This is a genomic window from Maribacter sp. TH_r10 (assembly GCF_033101095.1).
Lineage (GTDB): Bacteria > Bacteroidota > Bacteroidia > Flavobacteriales > Flavobacteriaceae > Maribacter_A > Maribacter_A luteus.
Map to the genome: position 1 here is coordinate 542,755 of NZ_JAWMPY010000001.1, position 17,155 is coordinate 559,909.

Consider the following 17,155-nt stretch of genomic DNA (forward strand, 5'->3'; position numbering starts at 1 on the left):
TCGTTTTTACTATTAATAATTAGGATTTTGCTCTAGTAAAGTATTTTCCAATTCGGCTAAAGGAATAGGCAAGATTTCATTTTTCCCAGCTACGAACCCTCTATCTGACAAAGCATTAGCTGCATTACCCGTTCTTACCAAATCGTACCATCTATGACCTTCGCCAGCCAATTCCAGACGGCGTTCATTAAAAATAGCATCAGTTGATACAGGAATAGAAGGTAACCCTACTCTTGCTCTAACCGCGTCTAATAATGCTTGTGCACGTGTTCCACTTCCGCCTAAGGCTTCTGCTTCCATTAAATAGGTATCGGCCAAACGTATCATATACGTATGCTGTTTATAATTAAGCACACTAGCACCTCCGCCAGTTGAAACATCTGAATTTAAAGGCATGAATTTTTTAAGGTAATAGCCTGTGTATTGGTAACTTTCTTCTAATTCAACTTCACCTGCATCCACATAAGATTGTAAATCCTCAATTGTTGAATCAAATCTTGGATCACCGTTCATAGCATCATATAGACTTTGTGTTATAATATTGAAACCCCATCCGGCCGCATAATCAGGTGCCGTAGAACCTGAAGTTCGTACATATCCCCTTGGTCCAACCATTACATTTAAGCTATTTCCTTCGTCATCTCCCCATCCCCAGTTGCCCCAATCGGCATTACTTTGATCGGTATAGGCAACTTCAAGAATAGATTCACTATTGTAAGTGTTATCTACATCCCATAACTCTGAAAAATTATCGAGCAACTTGTATCCATAATCACTTGTAGATCCCGGTGTACCGTTTACATCTGCAAATTGTTCGGCGGCTTCAGTGTTCTTTCCTTCGTATAAATACACTTTTCCCAAAACGGCTTTTGCAGCCCCTTGACTTATACGACCAGCCTCTGAAGATAGTTCCAATGTTACGGGTAGATCATCAATAGCTTCACTTAAATCCGTTTCTATTTGGGCATAAACCTCACTTGGGTCTGCCTGCACAACAGTATAATATTCATCGGTAGACAAAGGCGTTGTGATAAGGGGAATATTCTCGAACAATCTTACCAACTCGAAATAGTAAATGGCTCTTAAGGCTTTAGTTTCAGCCGTATATCTTGCTTTTAAGGATTCATCCATATCAACATCAGGCAGTTTTGTCAAAAGCGTATTGGCCCTAAAGATGCCTTGATAAAAGTCGTCCCAATAACTTTCGGCTATAGTGGATTCACTAATGGTATAATTGGAGAAAACCTGTAATTGGGAACCATCGGATGAACTACCACCACCGCAATAGTGATCATCAGATCCCGAATTCAACAATGCGATCATATTCTCAAATCCTTTGGCCTGCTTGCCTATTACATCATAAACAGCAACCAAACCTGAATAAGCCTCTTCCGCAGTTTTATAATAATTTTCTTCTAAAGAAGTTCCCTCTGGATCCACTTCTAAAAATTCTTTACTACATGATACCATGAAAAGCAATATCGGTAGCCCAATACATAAATTCTTTATTTTTTTAAGTGTCATATCTTCAACTATTTTTTATTAAAACTGTAAGTTTATTCCAATTTGATTGGTCTTGGCCTGAGGATAATACCCTCGATCGATTCCGAAAACATTACCCCCAATTTCTGGGTCGTAACCAGTATATTTCGTGAAAGTGAATAGGTTTTCACCTGTTAAATAAATCCTTAATTTATCAATACCATATTTACTAAGTACATCTTTCGGAATTGTATATCCAACTTGGATCGTCTTGAATCTGAAGTAGTCACCATCCTCAAGATAAAAATCTGAAGGATTGGAGAAGTTATTATTGGTATCGTTTGTTGTTAGTCTAGGATAGGTGTTTGATGTTCCTTCACCTACCCATCTTCCCAAAGCAGCAGTTTGATAGTTGGCGTTTTCAATATCCAACCTTCTTAAACCTTGAAAAATCTTATTCCCTGCGGCTCCTTGCCCAAAGACCAAAAGGTCTATATTCTTATAACTTAAATTAAGCGTGAAACCATATGTAAACTTAGGAATCGAATTACCGAGAAACATTCTATCATCTGCATCTATTGTTCCGTTATCATCCAGATCTTTCCATTTAAAATCCCCTGGCTGCGCATTAGGTTGGATCACCGTTCCTGCAGAATTCACATAATTGTCTATCTCTTCTTGGTTTTGAAAAATACCGTTTGTCTTAAAACCATAGAAAGAATTAACTGTTTGGCCTACTTCGGTCCTTGTAATTGGATAGGTACTCGATTGTATTGTTTCCCCTCCTGAAATAAAGTCAACACCATTACCTAGGTAAGTGACCTCATTTTCCAAATAGGATATGTTTCCGTTCAAAGAAAAGTTGAACTCGTTGAATTGTTTAGAGAAGCCCATTTCCAAATCAACCCCCCTGTTTTCCATATCCGCCACATTTCCGGTTGGGCTACTAATGGCCCCGACGTATCCAGGAATGGTAACATCTTGAAGAATGCCTGTTGTCACTTTTTTATACCAATCAAAGGCAACCGTGAAGTTCTTGAACAACCTTGAGTCAAAACCGATATTCACCTGGCTTGTTTCTTCCCATTTCAAATCTGGGTTTGAAGGGGCATCAGGACTGTTACCGATCGTTACGGAACCCGAAGTGCCAATAGTGTAATTTCGACCATCGCCAATGGTTGACAAATATTTAAAATCGCCAATGTTGTCATTACCCGTGACACCATATCCACCTCTGATCTTCAATTGATCAACCACCCCGTTTTCTGGCCAAAAATCTTCATTTGAAGGGACCCAACCCGTTGAAAATGAGGGGAAGTAACCGTATTTGTTATTTGAGCCAAAACGAGAAGAGCCATCTCTACGAATAATGGCGGTTAATAGGTATTTTTCTTTATAATCATAATTCAATCTTGAAAACAGCGATGTTACCTTATGCTCGGTATTTGTCCAAGCAGAAGCATCAACTTGATCCGTAGGTACGCTATAGTTAAAAGAAGCATCCTTATAACTATCTACAGGTATATCGTAATAGGTTACACTCTCACCGGAACCAATATTATCAATGTAAACACCTTGACCTAATAATACACTAAAACTATGGTCATTAATAGCTTTTGTATAAGAAACCGTGTTTTCAAGGTTCCACCCAAAACCTTTATTGGTTACTCTTGATATATTGTTTTGGGTTACTATACTACTAGCATTTAAATAAGAAACAGGTGTATAACCGTAACTGCCCCAATAAGCGAGTTTTCCTCCTAATGTACTTCTGAATTTCAAACCTTCAATGGCTTCAAACTCTAAATAAGCATTTCCCACAAAGTTGTCTGCCCAACTATAATTTCCTAAAAGGGTTTGTTGGTATGCCAATGGATTGGACATTTCCTGTGCAACCCAATTGGAAATACCATAAGGGTTTCCGTTAGCATCGGTCATTACCCCGTTATTTGTATAAGGGGCTTGATTAATAAGGATTGGATCCGTTTCAACGATTGGTGTTGTGGGGTCCAAATTGATTGCTGATGATAACGGCCCCCCGTATTCACTATTGGTATTCCCGATTCCTACCGTCTTCTCATTGGAATACCCAACTGTTTGGCCAAAAGTAAGCTTATCGGTAATCTTGTGCGTGGAATTCAATCGTATGTTTTTTCGGGTATAATTGGAGATATCACTCAACACGATACCTTCCTGGTCGGTATAACCAAAGGAAGCATAGTATTTAGATACATCATTACCACCGCTGAGACTAAGTTCGTGCGTTGTTTTTTGTGCACCTTTATTGAAAATAACCGATTGCCAATCCGTACCCTCGCCTAAAGACGTTGGGTCTGAAAATAAAATACCTCCTCCACCATTCACAGATTTTTCATTTAATAAGGTAGCATATTCAGTAGCATTCAATAAATCCAATTTTCTGGCGGCTGAAGAAAAACCTGTATAACCATTATAGTTTATACTTAATTTACCGGACTTCCCTTTTTTGGTCGTAATAAGAATCACCCCTGTTGCCGCTCTTGCCCCATAAATGGCTTGGGATGCGGCATCTTTCAACACTTCTATGGAAGCGATATCCGATTGATTTAAATACCCAATTCCACCAGAATCAACCACAACACCATCAACCACCCATAGGGGGTCGTTACTACCTAATGTGGTAATTCCACGAACCCTTACAGTAGAAGAGGATCCAGGCTGTCCGGAATTTGACGCAATGGTCATACCCGAAACCCTACCTTGTAAAGTTTGCTCTACTCTAGTGATAGGCAAATCTTCGAGTTCACTTTGTTTAACTCCGGAAATAGCACCTGTCACAACACTCTTCTTTTGAGTACCATAACCAACCACCACCACTTCATCAAGTTGTTCCAGGTCTTCTGTCAAGGTAACGGTTATGCTTGCGCTGTTCTTTACAACAATGCTTTGGGTAACATAACCCAGATAACTAAATGATAATGTTGATCCAATTTCCGTATTGATGGTAAAAGCACCATCAAAATCCGTGACTGTACCAATGGTAGTCCCTTCTACAATTACATTTGCCCCGGGCACTGGTAAGCCTGATCCGTCATTTACAATTCCTGATATGGGAATTTCCTGTGCAAAAGAAAACCATGATGAAATAATAAATAGAATCGTGAACGATTTTAAATTTAAATTACTTTTTTTCATATTAAGTTAGGTTAATTGTTTTTTGACCCTTAAATGAATTAAAGGTTCGAAACAAATTAAACCATGTATCCTCTTAAGTACAATCGGATATATGAAAAAAGTAGATTAATATTAAACGTAAAAACTATTAAAATCTTGTAAATAAAATAGATACATTTAAAGTTGGTTAAATAAAAAGTAGTGAAAATATAATGGATATACAGTGAAAATTGAGTAATAAATTCTACATAAATAACATTTCAATAATTTACGGCCACCAAATTTAATGCAGTCTGAATATTACATTATTTTTTTTACCATATCCTCAAACGATTCCCGGTCAATTGCATTGTTCCTGACCTTAACCCTATAGTTGTAAATGGTGTTTACGGAATATCTCAAGATTTTTGAAATCTGGGCACTGTTTGATATACCTAACCTGATTAAAGCAAAAATTCTCAATTCTACGGTTAGTGCTTCCTCTTGTTTGATGTTTATTTTCCCATCTTCTTTCAACAAATCATTAAAGCTTTCGATAAAATTTGGATATATGTGCAAGAAAGATTTATCAAAATTAGCGTTGAAAACTTTCAATTCATCATCGACCACCTTTTTAGATTTAGTCAATTCGAGTAGTTCATTTACTTTGTTTGTAATTATATACTTCCGTACCGTCTTCCGGTATACATCCAATTTATCTATATATTCCGAGTATAAGTTTAGAAATGTGCCGATATAATGCTCTTTTATGGCGTCAACTTCTGAAAGCTCTTCGTATATTCGTTTAAGATCACTATTAGAAAAGCTTAGTTTTTCATTTAAATCCTTTAACTGTAAATTGGCAGTTTTCAAATATTCCCTCCCCAATTTTATCCTCTTATACTGTTTAAAAATATAAAATAGTGCGGCCATTAAAATTATGGACAAAAGGCTAATGAAAATCAACTGTTTTTTTAGTTTATCACTTTGCTCAATGCTATTTATTTCATAAGATTTTGAAATTACCGGTAAAACATTGGATATATCCAAAAACCGTAATTTGGAGTTGTAAAATTTGGCATCTTCAAAAGAGAACCTGATATATTCATGGGCTCTTTCAACATCCCCTTCCTCAAATAAAATCATGGCTAAGTTCGCTAAAGAGGCATTATCTTTTACGGATGATTGTATATCTGAAATAGCGGATAAAACGAGGAATTTTTTTTGATTTGCCCTGTTACCATCTAACTCATAACTCATATATGACCTGTTAAAGGCGACTAAAGCATATTCCCTGGTACCCATTTTAGCCAAGGATAATCTTTTGGCATTAACTTCCATGGCCTTTTTTGTATTAAATTCATCCCTAAAGTTTTGTTCGGTTACCTCCAAATACAATTTAGAATTCTTATCAAGATTTGATATTTGGGAGTTGAGGGAATCTTTATAGGTGTTATAAAGTTTATCATATTTTGCGCTGATGCTTTTGATTCTGGAAATTGCCCTAAGTTCGGAATAACACCTTTTATTGATAATGTAATATTCCTGAATTAAATCTTGAGATAAATTTGATGGGTTTATTTCCCCAAGTAAACTGATTGACTCATCATACCTTCCGGACGTTGCTAAAAGTTTGGCAAGCCTTAAAGTTGATTCCTGTAAAAAATTATCTTTCCCTATTTGTTTTGCGAATGCTAAATTATCCTCGATATAATGTAAGGTAGAATCAAAGCTATAATATCTATACTCTGTAATTAGGGCATTGGTAATAAAATATCTGTTCTCCCCCTTGATATTATCATCATCTAAAAGGGTTTTCAGGTTCGAAATTCTTGATTCCTTTAATTGATCGTAAATTTCACGTTTACCCATTTCCTGTTCTAATCGTACAATCAAGGAGTCTAATTCATTTTGGTTATTCTCGGGTGCTACTAAAATGAATAGCATTAGATTTATATATAGTGGTATTTTATACATTACGATTCAATTATGTACGAATATCGATTTTAGAAATTTAATAAAAAAACTAATGTCTTACAGTCTGACAAAATTGTTATTTAAAAAATATTTGAAGTGGGTTTCATAAATGTCACTTTCAATAATAAGGCTAAGGTTAAATTTTATTTTACATAAATGATCTTTTAATGCCTGTAATTAGCCCAACTCTGATTAGAAGCTTGGCCAACTCGATGGATGTGGTAATTTAAGGAGGTGGATTTTCAACCCTTTCGGGAAATATTTATATTGGAGTGAAGGTTGTTGTTCTTCAATATTGTTGAAAACAACAGGGTATCAACAATGGCGTTAATTTAGCTTTAGGGCAAAGTTAAAATCGGTGATACATCATTAATTGAACTTTATAGTGATTTTAAATTGATCGTAAAAAGTGGAAGGTTACGGTTCGGCAATTTTGTATGGTTATCGTTTACCCAGAATTTTTAGATTCTTTAAGGTAACCGTTTAGAATTATACCGAACAATACAAGCCAAATTAATCTATATAGCCAAATATTGATTTCATACCCAAAAAATTGCCCCGTATCTTCATTTTTCAAAAAGCTGGAAACAATGATGACCAAGGCTAGTAACATTCCGATAATTGAAATTGTCTTTCTCATAATCTTTTACTTTGGATGGTTTAGTTTTTTAAGTTGAACTAATCCTATACCTGAACTTTCAATTATAATCTATTTACCGAGGAAGTGTCTTATTTCAGCACTTATCAAGAGTTTAAACGAATGATCAACCTTCAATTGAATACGGCCATAAGAATATACCCACCGCCAATGCAATAAAGATGATAACAGCTAAACAGCCAATGGCAAAACAACTTTTAAATACTTCTTTGGTTCCAATTACTTCTTCTTTCATATACTTATGAAAAATAGTATAATTATTAATATGTACCTAAATTATCAAGGATAAAAGAGGGTGTATAATCTCCTATCCTAAACAAGGTGCGCTTATTTATTTTGAGGGCAAGAATCAATAATTGCCAATGAGATTTCCAGTCTTTATCTAAACTTTGAACCCTAATCCGGTTTGCCAGTAAAGTGTCCTATCCCATCAATTATTAAGACTTATTTTGTTCTTTTATCATATTAGGCTATTATTGGAATCTAATAGTTCGTCTCCTTTTTTCATGACAATTAAATATATCGCATGGGTATAAAAACAATAGGACGATCCCAAAATCAGCAATCCATGCTCCCAACTTATTGTGATTACTTTCATACCATTTTATATATAACCCATATTCCCTATTTTGCCTCATTTTTAATAGGGCAGTCAATAAAACAAAAGACAATAAAATATAATGGTTAAACCCAGTATATTTTTGAATTGTGTAAACGTAACTTAATGGGGAAATTGTAGCCTATTGTTTATATGGCCTTGGATTTAAGGGAAAGAACGTCAGCTGTCCCGATTATTTTTTGCACTGTGAACAAACTCCCGTAATCCAGAAATTCACATTTTCCACTGTATAATCCTTAGGCACTTTTACTTCGATCTCATTGTTCATGCATTCTACCTTTCCGCAGACTTCGCATTTAAAATGATAGTGGTTATGATAGTGGATTTCTCCGCAAGTATGGCATTTGAAATAATAGAACTTCCCGTCATCCGAAATTACCTTATGAATTATGCCATCATCCAAAAAGCCCTGTAATATCCTATAAACCGTAACGCGATCAAACTGTGGTAACTGGTTTTCAATATCATCGGACCTTAAACCATAGTTTTCAGCTCGTTGAAGGCAATCTAACACTGCTTTTTTTGATTTAGTCTGTCTTTTTCTCATTTCTTAATGTAACAATGTTACAATATTAATAAATAGTAAGTACCTTTGCTAAACAAATTACAATAGATAAGATATGAAATCTTTCATTATCATTTTGTTCTTGTGTTCATCAAGCGTATTGGTAGCTCAAAACAACATCGAAGGTACAATTATCGATACTGAATCGGAAAAACCGATTCAAGATGCCCTGGTTTATGCTTTTGAACTTAATAAATCCGTAGTTACGGACAAAAACGGAAGTTTCACCTTGGTTAATAATAGTAACTCGGACATAAAGGTCGAAATTTCGGCAGATGGTTATAAAACCCAAATCATTACGTTAAGTTCTTCGAAGGTGACAACTATCTCAATGGATAAAAATTTGATTGAATTGCAGGAAGTCATCCTTACCGGTGATAGCAATAAGAGTCGGGAAAAAGTATCCGTATCCATAGAAACGGTCAAGAAAAGTGATCTGTTCCAATCCGGTAAGATTTCCTTGGCAGATAACCTGTCCAACCTTCCCGGTATCAGTAATATTAGTAATGGCGTAGGTATTTCCAAGCCTGTTATAAGGGGTTTGAGTAATACGAACATTGTTTTTTTGAACAATGGCATAAAATCGGAAAATTTTCAGTTTTCTAGTAACCACCCTTTTATTTCCGATGAATTTTCGGCAAAAAAGATAGAAGTTATAAAAGGTCCCGTATCACTGATCTATGGTTCTGATGCCGTTGGTGGCGTTATCAATGTAATTAAGGAAAATCCCGCCAGTACCAATACGCTAGAGGCAAAAGTGAATACCCAATATCACAGTAATACCGAGGGATTGGTCACTAACTTTGATATAAAGGCAAGTGGTGAAAAATGGTTCGGAGGAGCTTCTTTTACCCATAAAAGCCATAAAGATTATGAAGATGGAAACGGAGATCAAGTTATCAATACCCGATTTAAGGACCTGAATTTAAGTTCGAACCTAGGGTATAGAAGTGCATTGGGCAACTTCGCTTTATATTTTGATTACAATGCACCGACCTATGGTTTAACCAATCAAAAATCAATTAGCTTGATCACCGATGACGATCGATCAATGGATTTCTGGTATGTAGATTTGGACAATAAACTTTTGGCCTCTAAAAACAAGTTGTTCATCGGGGAAGGTATTTTGGATCTTAATGTGTCTTATCAACAGAATATAAGAAAAGGTATTTCCGATACATCGAGTGCATATTCAGATATGGTCTTTGCTTCTATGGATTTGTCAACGATATCCTATAGCTCCAAGTACAGTTTACGAAAAGATAAAAGTAAATATACGTTAGGGTTCAATGGCGCTTATATAGAGAACGATGCCGATGATTATTATGGCAACAACAACCCTATGCCCGATACAAAAATAAACGACCTTGGGTTTTTTGTAGTGGACGAGATCGATCTATCCGATGCATTGACCTTGAATGCAGGTTTACGATATGATATCAGGAAAATGAAATCGTACCCTTTTGAATCCACTGGATTGAACAAATATGAAATAGATAACGATTACAGTAGTTTAAGTGGTTCTGTTGGTTCAACCTACAAAATAAACAACCATTTATTCAAACTGAATATTGCCTCGGGTTTTAGAAGCCCCAATATATCAGAGCTTACACAGAATGGTATACACCAAGCGCGTTTTGAAAGAGGGGATATTGATCTAAAGGCACAACGAAATTATCAACTGGATCTTAATTACCATTTTCATATTGATAAACTTGTTCTTGATATCAGTCCTTTTTACAATAGTGTAAACGACTTCATTTATATTGTACAGACTGAAGAAGATGCACCGCTAGGCGATGGGAAAATATGGCAATATGTGCAAAATGATGCCTTATTGTATGGAGGTGAAATCGCCTTGGACTATCATCCCAATGATTGGTTGGGCCTACACTCCAATTATACGTACACAAGGGGAGAACTTAAGGATGGCGGTAATTTGACCCAAATACCACAAAATAGATATGTGGCCGAAGTTAAATTGCAACAAAGTAAACTTGGCTTTCTTGGCAACCCGTATTTTGTGGTGAACTTCTCATCTTTCCAAAGTCAAAATAACTTAGGGCAATCAGAAACCTATACACCCGGCTATGAACTTTTCAATGTTAACTTGGGTTCTGAAATCACTTTTGGCCAACAGGGTTTTGATTGGTACATATCGGTAAACAATGTATTCGATAAATCATATATGGATCATTTGTCCTCTTTGAAGCAATTGAACCTTAATAATATCGGTAGAAACATTGTATTTGGTCTGCATATTCCATTTAAGGTTAAGCTACAGCCTGTTGATTGATTTTATTGTGAAGACAGGTTTCCCATCAATAATGCCGCTATGGATCTAATGACCTTTCATTCTTTTGATAAGGAATATGTAGTATCAAGGATTGAATCTTTCGAAAATTGGATAAAGATTATTGGGGGTAAAGAATTATTCCGAATTACAACATAAAAAAATATAAGATGAATGAAATTTACACTCCGGAGTTTCGCAAAATCATGCAAGCGAACTGTGATTATACCAGTATGAGGTCTAATCGGATAGAAGAAATATTGAATTTCGCAAAAGGAATGGGAATCAGTCGATTAGGTATAGCGCATTGTATTACATTCTCTCATGAAGCTCAGGTGTTAGAGCGTTACTTTTCCAGATATTTCAAAGTTTTCACAGTGGGTTGCAAACATGATAAAGTAAGGAAAAAAGACATTCTAGGCGGTGATAGTAAACGTATAATGTGCAACCCTGCCGGACAAGCGGATTATTTGAACGACCATGGCACTGAATTGAATATTTCCATGGGGTTATGTGTAGGCCATGATATGATATTCAGTAAGCAATCAAAGGGTTTGGTAACTAATTTGTTCGATAAGGATTTTACGAATAACAATAATCCCGCAATCGCATTTTCGGAAATTGAAAGGGAACTATAGAAAGTGTAACTCAATGACGGTTTTTTGGGGATTTCATATAATTGAATATCTTCTTCGAACTTGAGTAAATTGACCCAAGCCTTTTGGATTAAGGATTTTAATCCTTTGTAGTCCAAATAGTTTCAAACCTTTCGCAAACTATCAGCATTTCTTCAGTGGGTTTTTCTCCGTTGTCTCTCAATACGCCGGCGAAAAAATCCCAATGTGCCTTTTTCCACTTTTTGAGAGGATCAATAGTTGTACCCATATCCATTTCAGCATATTCAGTTGATATTTGATTGAAAGGAATGGTGTCTACCTTTTTAATTTCGATTATCGCTTGTGCTTTTCCGTCAAAATCGGTTATAATATGTTTTGTTCCGATTTTCGGTAAACTGGCATTTGCTTCTTTGTACCAAACATATAAACCGGAAGCTGCTTTTTTCTTACCAGTTACCGTTAATTCTGCTAGCCGATTCGCATCTTCTTCATTATTGTGAAAATACCAAGATTCCGGAATCTTGTTGTTTTTGAAATCGGGATTTGATTTGGTATAATCGTTCCATATATCATAGACACTCCTATCAATTTCCCTTTTTATTTCGTTTTTACAGCCAATTAAGACTAAAAATATAAGGATAGTTAAATGTTTCATTATTTGTTTCCCATTTGCTTTAAAAATCAATGCGGTAATCAGTCATACCAATATTAAGTTTTCAAGGGTCAAGAATATATTGGACTATCACAAAATACCGATATGACCACAGGTTACATTCTTTAAATAGGTTGATTACCCTGTAAATCAGGTAAATTGACAAATGTGCAAGATAATAATTATGATTTTGACGTAAACAAACCTAAACTATTGGTGATACGATAAAAAAAGGGAGTAAATTATTTTATTTTATAAAAAAATAATGTAATATTGATAATCCTAAACCGATTTAGATGGAATTTAGGAGGTTGGAATTTGGGAAAATTTGATGTATTTATTACATTAGCTAAACCGCTTTAGTTGTTATTGATCATGAAAAAAGTATTCTTAAAGGACATAGCAGAAGAATTGAACGTTTCAAAAACGGCCGTGTCCTTGGTTTTGAACAATAAAGGTGACGAAAACAAAATCAGTCAGGAAACCCAGCAGCGAATCATTGAATTCGCCAGAAAGCATAATTATGTTCCCAACCAACTTGCACGTGGTTTAAGTCGGGGGAAAAGCGAAACCATAGGATTGATCATACCCAATATATCAGATACCTTTTATTCTAAAATAGCAGGTTACGTAGAACTGAAAGCGAAAGATTTAGGGTATACGGTGCTTTTTAGCAGCTCTAATGAGGATCCTAAAAAGGAAGGGGAACTCATTCGATCAATGCTCAATCGCCAAGTAGAAGGTTTGATCATTGCTTCCACACAACAGAACTTAAAAGAAATAGAGTCCTTAAAACAGGACAAATTCCCATTTGTTCTAATTGATAGACATTATCCGGAAAGCGACACCAACTATGTTGTCGTTGACAATTTTAATGGCTTAAAAACGGTTACGGAGCATTTATTGGAGTTAGGGAGGCGTAAAATTGGGTTTGTAAGTTTAAAACCTGGTTTAGAAGCCATAAAACAAAGGTTATTGGGCTATCAAAGTGCATTGGAGGATTATAAGATCGACTATAATAAGGAGCTGGTAAAAGAATTGAGTCCTAAGAATTATGAAGAGGAGATAAAGTCTGCAATCAGTGAATTAATTAAATTTCCCAATTCAGTGGACTCCATTGTGTTTTCAACGCACTACTTAACTTCTGTTGGTTTACGGGAGCTAAAAAAGAAAAATGTCAAGGTGCCCCAAGAAGTGGCGATTGTGAGTTTTGATGAGTTAACGGCCTTTGACCTGGTCGATCCACCGATTACCTCTGTTATTCAGCCAGTAAAGGATATCGCCAATATAGCCGTAGATATTTTGATAAACGAAATTGAAGGAAAAGAAAATGGTTTTGAAAATAAAAGAATCCTGGATTCAAAACTTGCAATCAGGAAATCATGTGGAACTTTTTAGAACGAAATAATAAGTATAAGAAGTAGCTAAACCGATTTAGTTAAGATTTAAGAAACGAAAGGATAGAAAAGCATATGAAAATCAAGAGGAACTTTAGGAACAAAAAAATCAAATTAATGGAACAACAGTTAAAACTGGTATCAAAGGCGTTATTTATTGCTTGTTTTTTTCTTGTATTGAATTTTGCGAATGCACATTCATTCCTAGGGAAAGGGGCAATAACCAGTAAAACAATGAGCGCACCTTTTCACGAAGGAAATGGCAATGGGCATATTCAAGAATTGAACACCAATTACAATCTTTATAATATTTGTAAAAATGACATTGAAGGTTACACGACAATGCTTTCCGGTTCGGAGTTCTTCCTGTATCCTTCTTTACGGGAAGATGTCAATGTATCAATGATCGCAAGGGCGACTACCGGAGAAATGGGATTTGAATTCCTTACGGGAGAGGTACCTGCAAACTATAGTTCCGATTCGGTTACCTTTTTCATGTTGAGCGATATCGATTTCAATTTAAGGGAATCTTTCGATATACATGTAAATGATAAACATCTACTGACTTTTAATTCCAATGAGGATGGCACCCTTACCGTGACGGAAAATCCCGGTAAAGGCAATGCACAATATATTTTGGTCCGAAGGGATGGCAATGGGGATGGTATAGGTGCTTTTCGTTTAACCGTTCCTACTTCATTTTTGGAAAAAGGCAAGAGTGCAAAAATAAAATTCAACGGTCATAAAAAGAATTCAAACTGTTGGGTGATGATCTTTAAGGCTACCGATGCGGTTGAGCGTATTAAAAAGTCCGTTTCCGATGAAGCCGCATTTGTGGTCAAACAAAGAAATGAAACGCTATATGTTGATGCACCTACCCATTTTAATGGTAAGCAGGTGTATTTGATCAGTGACGGAAAGAAAAGTAAGGTCAAGAAATTCAAGGCGCAAGGGGAAATGTCCAAAGTGTCATTCAATATCGCTCCACCAAAAAATACGTTCTCCATTGTTTATGACGGCAAAGAGTTAAATCTCGATTTTGTCAATGGTGATGGTATGCTTTCCAAAACCGATATTGAAGGAAAATACCTCTATCACCACAACACCAATTATAATAAAGGTTGGTTCGCTTCTTTGTCCAAATTGTATAAACCCGAGTTTCTAGAGACTTATGACAATTTCTTTGATAAAAAGTATGACGATGGACTGGTTTCGATCATGAATTCGAGTCATCAGGATATTGCTTGGGTAGATCGCCCTGAAGTGTGCATTATCCTGAGGGATACACTTTTGTTAAAACCGGTACTAAAAGATGCCTTTATCCGGGATGATTACGGATTTGATATTGAAGATGGTTTAATGTTGCGTGAATATATAGATAGACACCCAGAATCTGTTGAGAAATTGACCACCTTGTTGAATGATAAATTGATATCGGTAGGCGCTACATATAATTGCCCATACGAAGATATGTACGATGCCGAGGATCAGGTGCGTCAATTGTATCTAGGTAAAAAATGGGTCAAGAAAACTTTTGGTGGGTATGATTCCAAGGTGTATTGGAACGTTGATGTACCCGGAAAATCATTACAAACCCCCCAAATCCTAAAAAAGGCAGGGGTCGATTATATGATCATAAGCAGACACGCCAAAGGAATGTTCCATTGGGCAAGTCCTGATGGTAGTTCTGTATTTACCTATTCTCCTGGTCATTATGGGAATGACCTGCTCTACCTCTCAAGGGATTTGAACAGTAAGATGAAGTATGGTGCAGAACAGGTATTGTACTGGGAAAAGAATTTTGAAGGTAGTGAGATTCAAACGCCGTTACTTTCAAGTCAGGATATGCTACCTGCGATTGATTATTCTGAATTTATCGAATCATGGAATTCATTCGATACACTAAAAGATGATAAAGGTGATAAACGGGATGTTCATTTACCGAAGATGGAACTTATGACCGTGGATGAATTTATGCCATTGGCCGAGGAAAAAGCAACAAAGGTTGATACCATAATGGGTGAACGCCCCAATGTGTGGGTCTATATTCATGGGCCAGGACATCATGATGCCTTGACCGCAAGTAGGGAGGCATCCAAGTTGTTACCTGCTGCAGAGAAATTTCTTTCCATAGCCAATGTTATCGATCCTAAAAAAATGCAATACCCCTTTAAGGAGTTTGATGAGGCTTGGCAGGCAAAAATCTACCCTGATCATGGTTGGGGAGGTCATGACGGGGATGTCACCGATAACCTGTTCAAGGAGAATTTGGTAAAGTCGCGTACCATGGGTCAAAATCTATTGAATAAAGGATTGGATTTCTTGTCTACCAGAATAAAGAAAAACGAGAAATTGGGTACACCCATAGTTTTGTTCAATAGTTTGTCATGGGAACGTACGGATCCAGTAACGGTCTCTTTGCAATTTTTAAAAGGCAGCACACAACATGTAGCTGTTGTAGATGAAAACAATAAAAACGTCGTTTCCCAAATCACGAATCAAACCTTTCATAATGATGGGAGTTTAAAAAGTGCCGATATTACCTTTATTGCAGAGCATATTCCTTCTATAGGTTATGCCACTTACTACATAGCGAACAAGCAAATCAGTGCCAAAAACAATATCAAAAAGGCATCAACTGAAACTTATGAAAATCCATTTTACAAAATAACCTTTGAGAATGGTGGTATTGCCCAAGTTTTTGATAAGGAGTTTAAAAAAGAACTATTGTCAACAGAGAACCTAAAAGGAGGTGAGGTATTTACCATGCAATCAGTAGGCAATGGCGCCGGTGAGTTTGGGGATGTACAACAACCAAGTATGGTCGATTTTGATAAAATGAGCCTTCATAACCCTGAATGGGAAGTTCTTGAGAACGGACCGGTGTATACCAAATATAGACTGGAACAACAAATTAAACATGCCATAGTACGTCAAGATGTTACTTTATACCATAATCTTAAACGTATTTATTTCAATACGGAGTTGAGAAACTGGTCAGGGGAACTGTACCGTGAATTCAGGACGGCATTCCCTATTAATATGGAAAATCCTGAAGTAGCCCACGAAGTGCCTTTTGGTAGTGTAAGGGTAGGTAAAGATGAGATAAAAACTGCCGGCGAACGTTATACGCCATTATGTAAAGATGTTCACCCGAGAGCGATTATTGATTGGATTTCAGCTACTGATAATGATGTATCGGTTACTGTGAGTTCTTCGGTGGCCGCCGCCGATTGGGTCGACCCAACTTCACACGACAATGATAAGGCTGTTTTACAGAATTTATTGTTGGCAAGTAGAACTTCTTGCCATTGGGAAGGTAATGAATACTCACAGGCCGGAAACCACAAGTTTCATAATGTTTTCACTTCCAATGAAGCAGGAAGCATAAATGGACAACAAATCGCTAAACAGGAAAATGAACCGATTAACGTGGTGATCTATCCAGATTCTTCCAAAAAACCATTTCTGCCTGAATCTATGAGTTTCTTCTCAATAGACACTGATAATGTAATGATTTCAGCAATAAAAAAAGCCGAGGATTCAGAAGAACTGATTGCGCGAATGTACAATGTTAAGGATGGTTATGAGAAAGTGAATGTTTCTTCTTATTTCGATATTACTTCGTATAAGCACACCAATATAATCGAGGAGAATCCAATACCTGTTGCTCCAGAATTGAAGGTTGGTAAATATGCGATTGAAACGTTTAGTCTGGATTTGAAATAAGTGGTCTTGAAAACCAGTAAAAAATTTGGTTTCC

Annotated in this window: 11 protein-coding genes; 4 read left to right on the forward strand and 7 right to left on the reverse strand. The window is 36.3% G+C overall.

Annotated features, from left to right (window positions below; genetic code table 11):
- Positions 1-12: 12 nt before the first annotated feature.
- The 6 genes from R3X28_RS02265 to R3X28_RS02290 all read right to left on the reverse strand — a co-directional run bounded on the left by R3X28_RS02265 (position 13) and on the right by R3X28_RS02290 (position 8,415).
- The gene (locus R3X28_RS02265; RefSeq protein WP_317662089.1) at positions 13-1,524 is read right to left on the reverse strand and encodes a RagB/SusD family nutrient uptake outer membrane protein; all 1,512 of its coding nucleotides are present in this window, start codon (positions 1,522-1,524) and stop codon (positions 13-15) included.
- A gap of 18 nt (positions 1,525-1,542) precedes the next feature.
- The gene (locus R3X28_RS02270; protein ID WP_317662090.1) at positions 1,543-4,656 is read right to left on the reverse strand and encodes a TonB-dependent receptor; all 3,114 of its coding nucleotides are present in this window, start codon (positions 4,654-4,656) and stop codon (positions 1,543-1,545) included.
- 279 nt (positions 4,657-4,935) lie between these two features.
- Positions 4,936-6,561: a DUF6377 domain-containing protein gene (locus R3X28_RS02275; protein ID WP_317662092.1), complete on the reverse strand. Its 1,626-nt coding sequence runs from the start codon at positions 6,559-6,561 to the stop codon at positions 4,936-4,938.
- A 478-nt stretch (positions 6,562-7,039) separates the two neighbouring features.
- Positions 7,040-7,231: a hypothetical protein gene (locus tag R3X28_RS02280; protein ID WP_317662095.1), complete on the reverse strand. Its 192-nt coding sequence runs from the start codon at positions 7,229-7,231 to the stop codon at positions 7,040-7,042.
- Between the two features lie 124 nt (positions 7,232-7,355).
- Positions 7,356-7,484 (reverse strand): hypothetical protein, encoded by a 129-nt coding sequence (locus R3X28_RS02285; protein WP_317662097.1) that lies wholly within the window; start codon positions 7,482-7,484, stop codon positions 7,356-7,358.
- Between the two features lie 556 nt (positions 7,485-8,040).
- On the reverse strand, positions 8,041-8,415 hold the full coding sequence (locus tag R3X28_RS02290; RefSeq protein ID WP_317662099.1) for a Fur family transcriptional regulator: 375 nt from the start codon (positions 8,413-8,415) through the stop codon (positions 8,041-8,043).
- Between the two features lie 73 nt (positions 8,416-8,488).
- On the opposite strand from R3X28_RS02290, the gene R3X28_RS02295 reads away from it, so the two are divergent.
- Together R3X28_RS02295 and R3X28_RS02300 are read left to right on the forward strand one after the other, a co-directional pair.
- Positions 8,489-10,729: a TonB-dependent receptor gene (locus tag R3X28_RS02295; protein ID WP_317662101.1), complete on the forward strand. Its 2,241-nt coding sequence runs from the start codon at positions 8,489-8,491 to the stop codon at positions 10,727-10,729.
- Positions 10,730-10,896: 167 nt separating this feature from the next.
- Positions 10,897-11,364: a DUF1847 domain-containing protein gene (locus tag R3X28_RS02300; protein WP_317662103.1), complete on the forward strand. Its 468-nt coding sequence runs from the start codon at positions 10,897-10,899 to the stop codon at positions 11,362-11,364.
- 97 nt (positions 11,365-11,461) lie between these two features.
- Here the strand turns inward: R3X28_RS02300 and R3X28_RS02305 are convergent, their stop codons facing one another.
- Complete coding sequence (locus tag R3X28_RS02305) at positions 11,462-11,998, reverse strand: ASCH domain-containing protein (RefSeq protein ID WP_317662105.1); 537 nt, start codon at positions 11,996-11,998, stop codon at positions 11,462-11,464.
- 372 nt (positions 11,999-12,370) lie between these two features.
- On the opposite strand from R3X28_RS02305, the gene R3X28_RS02310 reads away from it, so the two are divergent.
- Both R3X28_RS02310 and R3X28_RS02315 read left to right on the forward strand, forming a co-directional pair.
- Positions 12,371-13,393, forward strand: a complete 1,023-nt coding sequence (locus R3X28_RS02310) for a LacI family DNA-binding transcriptional regulator (RefSeq protein WP_154363616.1) — start codon at positions 12,371-12,373, stop codon at positions 13,391-13,393.
- A gap of 116 nt (positions 13,394-13,509) precedes the next feature.
- Positions 13,510-17,121, forward strand: coding sequence for a glycosyl hydrolase-related protein (locus R3X28_RS02315; protein WP_317662108.1), 3,612 nt, complete (start codon positions 13,510-13,512; stop codon positions 17,119-17,121).
- The last annotated feature ends 34 nt before the right edge of the window (positions 17,122-17,155 follow it).